The organism is Vulcanisaeta sp. EB80 (assembly GCF_002078205.2).
This window is the reverse complement of the sequence record NZ_LCWN02000100.1, coordinates 1-5,655: the sequence shown is the minus strand read 5'-3', so window position 1 is coordinate 5,655 and position 5,655 is coordinate 1. Positions and strand designations below refer to the sequence as shown.

Genomic DNA, 5,655 nt, shown 5'->3' with positions numbered 1-5,655 from the left:
AATGCCGAGTTTACTGACAGGAATTTAGGGCTTGGGTGATTTTAAGTAGGTCGAAGTTATGCCACAAGACTTCTAGAAACTGCGTATTTTCAGCATTATACTACTTTGAGAAAAGGAATAGCGTAATGACGTAAGAGCTTAATGAGACTTGTTAAATACCGAATTCCTTGACTATTGCGTCAACTCTATTCCTGAATGCTTCGTAGGAGAACTCACGAACTCTCTCCATCACGGCATCCCTAAGTTCTTTAGCTATTTCCATAGCCCTGCACATACCGAGGGCTGCCTCCTCCTCATTACTAAACCCAAGACCGTACCTGCCCATCCTAACGATATCGATCCACGGGCCGCCGGATTTATGAACAATGGGTATTGCCCCGGCAGCCATTGCCTCGGCAACAACAATCCCAAATGGCTCATAGGGTCTAACGTGAATGAACACTGTGGATCCGCCCAAGACCCTATACACAGTGTCTATTGACGGATTAACCATAAACCTGACACGCCTACTGATACCCAACTCTCTGGAAAGTTTCATCAGGTGCTTAACGTATGATAGGCTTGCTAAGTCATCGGCAGCGCCCATAAGCACCAGCTCTAGGTCCTCCTCATCACCATATATCGACAAAGCCCTGCTGAAGGCCCTAATTACGAAATCTTGCCCCTTAGACGAACTAAACCTAGCGAGCATGCTGACGATAGGCTCCTTATTACTCATAGCGTACTTACGTATCAACTTTACATCAATGGGTGGGTAAAGAACCCCAGGTCTCACACCCAAGGCATTCTCAGTTAGATATGCTGTAAATAGGCTATTAGCGTACACGTGAGTCGCCTTCCTAGTTAATACGTCGTATCTAGACCCCAGGCTTAAGAGACCATGCAGGAACAACCTATGGGCTTCAGCGTAAAAACAGGCCGTGGCTTAGAGGTCATTACGGCCCCATGTAGGTAAAAACTATCCTGGTGCCTGCATGAAATGGCCGTAGAAATAACGTATCGAGGAATAACAAGTCATGGTAACTAGTTAACTCATTGAGTACGTTATTACCCACAAACGAGTTAAGCAAGCTACAGTATTGATTATGGCAATCAACTACCCCGTACCTCACTACCTTAATATTCCTTAACCCACCAAAATCGACACCGTGATACCTTCTCAAGGCATTCAAATCGACATTACTGGGCATTAGTACAGTCACATCAAGCCCAAGCTCGCCCAACGCCTTAATCAAGAGCGCATCGAACCTCTGAACACCACCAACACCACCCAACGACCAATAAACCAACACCCTCATTAACGCCAAATCATAAGGGAATACTTAAATGTTTTATTGAATGACTCACGTGGTTTTAATACTTAAAAGCCATGAAGATACTCAATAAGAATCATGATGATTATTAGGAAGGTAAGGAAAGTGCGGTGGTTAAATAGTCTCGGGGTTTAGGGTTGTTAAGTTAAGCCTAGCACCTGGGCTTTAGGGTTGGCATTGGTTAAAATGCTGCGTGAATCGATTGATTATGAACTACCATGGAGGTACTCTACATCGTTAGGAATTCCGCAAAACTATTGATCAAGAGCAAGATAGGCTTTGTTCTCTATGTGTGGCAGTTGATTAATTAGGGTACCTAGATACTGCTTGCTGATGTGTCCTGGAAGCTCATTAATCCATTTAGATTAGGCATAATACACGCCACACCCAATGAACTTAGCTATGTAGACCTAGGTTCATTTGCTTAGTGGTAATGCCTAATAACGCTTTTAAAGCCAGTATTACCAGCCTTTTAATGAGCATTATCCGTAGACTTAAGGTTCTCTTAGCGAGTAGGGATTTGTTCCATAATTGGTTCTCTGCCGGGCATTAGGTATTACTTGGTTAATCATGGTTTTACTAACGGAGATATTGTTATTAGGTTTAAATGCGATGGTGATAAGGAGTACATATTAGATCCACAGGTCTATGCCTCCATTGTTAATGCTTATTATGATAATTTATTTAATAGTTTAGAGTGTAAAGATTCAATTTACTTAATTCTTAGTTATGGAAATTCTAAAGTTCGTTTTCATGTGAACTCCAGTGCTTTTTTATATGATATTGTTCGTGAGAATTTCGTTGGTGGTGTCTATGATGATTTGGTTGTTGGTGGTAGGACTGTTGTTGATGTTGGTGCTGGTGTTGGTGATACCGCAATACTGTTCGCATTGAGGGGTGCTAGGAGGGTTGTTGCCCTTGAGCCATACCCAAGCCTCTATGGTGAGGCTTTAATCAACATTAGGGCTAATGGTATTGAGGATAAGGTTGCATTAATCAATGCTGGCCTTGGCTCATTTGATGGTGAGGTTTGTGCTAGTCTCAATAATGTAAATGGGTACATGATCTTTAAGCCAAGTGATGAGTGCGGTGTCAGGGTTAGGATGTACACGCTCAGCCCCCTCATTAAGGAGTTCAACATAGAGGATGGTTCAATACTTAAGATGGATTGTGAGGGCTGTGAGTACGAAACCATACCAAGGGCGAGTTCGAAGGATCTATCAGTCTTTAGTCAAATCATCATTGAGTACCACAACGGCTATCATGAATTAAGAAACGCCTTGGAAGGGGCAGGTTTCAAGGTAACAATAAAACCGATAAGGAGCGCAGAAATCCCAATAGAGAGGCAAGGCTACATAATCGCTAAGCGTAAAATTTAATTTAATGTATAAGTCTTTATCATCGGTTTCTCCGTGGGGGAGAGTAAAAGGGGTTCTTAGGTTTTATGGTCATTTAATCTTTACGGTAATGCTTATTTATCAGTTGCTTTTTGATCTTTAATAGCTGTTGTTGGTTTTAACTGGCCTGCTGCGTATGACAATGCGGTGGGCGTTATTGTTGATGGTGAGCTTGTCTTTGCTAGCGAAGAGGAGAGGTGAGCAAGACATGAGTACTTACCAGGAAAGCCACTAGTTAAGGTATCGTAAGACATGATAAAAAGTTTCGCATTAGGGAATTTAAAGCCATGGTATACAAGGATTGCTAATAATTGCTAATATAAGTAATTAAGTTAAGCAATGATACTATTAGTTAGTAATCTTTAAATGATGATTTGTGCGTGATCACATAATGACCAGGGTTGTTGTGTTATGGCTTAATTACAATAGTTCGAAGATATGGAATGTTGTTAAGGAGTCCTTGCACTCAGTTCTTAACCTTGAGCGTGGTAATTTTAATTTAACAATACTTATTGTTGATGGTGGTTCAACCGATGGTTCGCCGGATTTGATAAGGAAGTACATTAGTGAGGTTGAGGCTAAAAATGAGGTTGTTATTCATAAGTTGCCTGAGAATATGGGTTATGCTGGTAATATGAATGGTGGTTATGAGTATGCGGTTAATAACCTTGGCGCCGATTATGTGGTTTTTCTCAACAATGATTTTATTGTGAGGAGTGATAGTTTGAGGAGGTTGTTTGAGTGGTTGGTGAGGGAGGGTTATGTCGGGGTTCAAGGTCTTGAATTAAGACCTGGCGGTCTCATAGGCAATGCCGGTATGTTTCATGATGAGTTTGGTCAAGTCATAGGTATGTGTGGTGGTTATAAGATAGACGATTGTGATTTAAATAAGCCTTATTTCATAACCTTCCCAATAGGTTCATACATGCTTTATTCCGTGGACTTCATTAATGAATTACCTGGAAAGATGCCTTTTATAACCGAGACCTTTGTATATTTTGATGATAATTACCTAGGCTTAATGGCGTGGCAGAAAATGCAAAAGGTGGCGTTCGTACCTGTTATTGAGGGTGTTCATTACGGTGGTTTATCAATTAGATCTGTATCTGTACATGTTATAAGGGCTGGGAGCGTGGCTTCATACTTAGGTATAAAGAGTAGAACGGCTTTATGGGAGAACATGAGGTGTAGACACCATACCCTGTTTAGTTTGTATAAATCCAGGCTTTATCTCATGGCTAGGCTTGGTTTACTTAATGATAGTTTGAGGAGGGGTATTTTTGATGGGTTTAAACTGGCCGAGATCGTGAGGGAGAAGGTCAGCGTCATTGATTTAGAGAAGGCTGTTCATGTGGAGTTTCCGAGAAGTTATTACTTAGCTAGGGCATTAATACCAGGCTATAGCTCAATGACCAACCGTGATACTCATATTAAATATTTAAGGAAGTATATTAAGTACCCAGATTGGTTGGTTAGGTAAATATTTTTAATTATTGATACATTGTTTAGGTGACATGGTGCGCTCAATAGTTGCCCATCGTTATTGGGGCTCGCCGGGTGGTGGTCAGCTTGTTTGCGCTTCCGCGGCTGTTGCGTTGGATAATGTTGGCCTTGAGCCTATTCTTACTGGTACGTTTAAGTTTGATCCAGGGAGGTATGTGGATTGGTATGGTATTGACATTTCTAGGTTCAGGGTTTACACGTTGATGCCTATTAATATTAAGGCTTTTGGTCTCTGGACTCGTCTATACATGTGGAGGCCTGCCAAGAAGGTTCTTGATAATTACGATGTTAAGGCGCTTTTCATTGATGATGAGACCTACAAGCCCCTGGTTAGGTATAGGTCTAGGGGGTTAAGGATTGTTGAGTATATTCACTTTCCTCTCGAGGTCGTTGTTAACCCTAGGTTTAGGGGTTCTGGTCTTGCCTATGGTGAGGATCCTTACATAATGGAGCGTTATGGTAGGTTCCCAATGAATATTTACTGGAGCGTTTTTACTAGGTTGTTGCCTAGGTATTTGAGGGAGAATCCGTTCAGGGATGCTGACCTTGTGTTGACTAATTCCAGGTGGACCGCGGGTGTTGTTAGGATGGTCTATGGTGAGGAGCCCGTTGTCCTTAACCCACCAATACCGCCAAACATGACCATTGTTGGTTCCCCAAAGCCACTCAGTGATAGGTTGCCCTTGGTGGTTATGCTTGGTCGCTTTAGTGAGGAGAAGCGCTACCACTGGGTTGTTACCGAGTTGATGCCTAGGCTCGTTAAGGAGTTCCCCAGTGCTAAGTTGGTTATTTTCGGTGGCGCCACTACCAGGACCCAACTTGGTTATGTCAATAGGGTTGCTGGGTTGGCGAGAAACGCCGGGTTTGGTGTTAAGGTGATTAATGAGGGTAATGTGATTAATGAACTGGATGAAGAGCACCAGGTCTATCTGAGGTTGAACGCCCCCAGGGCCGAGATAAACGAGGTCATGGACAAGGCTAGAGCCTTCCTACACTCGACGATTAATGAGCACTGGGGCATTGCTGTTGCCGAGGCGATGGCCAGGGGTTTGCCCGTTGTTGTTCATAGGAGTGGTGGTGCCTGGAGTGACCTAGCCATGAATGGTGAGGTTGGGCTTGGTTACGAAGGTGTTGACGAGGCTGTTGAGGCATTGGCTAAGTTGCTCACGGATGAGAAGGCTTGGGGTCATTACTCAGGTAAGAGCCTGGGAAGGGTTGGCGAGATAACCTTCGACAAGTTCGTAAGTAGGCTTAGCGAGCTGGTGAAGAGACTCGCCTAAACATTACACCTTATCCGTGTTCATCCCCATCCCATTGCTAAGCTTTATTAACTCATTACGTGCTGATTTATGGGATGGGTGCAAACCTAAGGGGTGAGTTGTTGAGGTTGCTTCGTGAGGATGAGGAGTTTAGGTTAGCCGTAATGGGTCTGATTGGTTATG

At 43.0% G+C, this 5,655-nt stretch carries 5 protein-coding genes; 3 read left to right on the top strand and 2 right to left on the bottom strand.

Annotated features, from left to right (window positions below; all coding sequences use genetic code 11):
- Positions 1–151: 151 nt before the first annotated feature.
- Both B7L70_RS11770 and B7L70_RS11765 read right to left on the bottom strand, forming a co-directional pair.
- Positions 152–826 carry a glycosyltransferase gene (locus B7L70_RS11770; protein WP_081228359.1) on the bottom strand — a complete coding sequence of 225 codons (675 nt, stop codon included), beginning with the start codon at positions 824–826 and terminating at the stop codon, positions 152–154.
- A gap of 109 nt (positions 827–935) precedes the next feature.
- Positions 936–1,298, bottom strand: a complete 363-nt coding sequence (locus B7L70_RS11765) for a hypothetical protein (protein WP_081228358.1) — start codon at positions 1,296–1,298, stop codon at positions 936–938.
- A gap of 770 nt (positions 1,299–2,068) precedes the next feature.
- On the opposite strand from B7L70_RS11765, the gene B7L70_RS11760 reads away from it, so the two are divergent.
- From B7L70_RS11760 to B7L70_RS11745, 3 genes are all read left to right on the top strand, one after another.
- Positions 2,069–2,692 carry an FkbM family methyltransferase gene (locus B7L70_RS11760; protein ID WP_162009178.1) on the top strand — a complete coding sequence of 208 codons (624 nt, stop codon included), beginning with the start codon at positions 2,069–2,071 and terminating at the stop codon, positions 2,690–2,692.
- Between the two features lie 409 nt (positions 2,693–3,101).
- The gene (locus tag B7L70_RS11750) at positions 3,102–4,190 is read left to right on the top strand and encodes a glycosyltransferase (protein ID WP_081228356.1); all 1,089 of its coding nucleotides are present in this window, start codon (positions 3,102–3,104) and stop codon (positions 4,188–4,190) included.
- A 34-nt stretch (positions 4,191–4,224) separates the two neighbouring features.
- Positions 4,225–5,493, top strand: coding sequence for a glycosyltransferase (locus B7L70_RS11745; protein WP_081228355.1), 1,269 nt, complete (start codon positions 4,225–4,227; stop codon positions 5,491–5,493).
- Positions 5,494–5,655 lie beyond the last annotated feature (162 nt).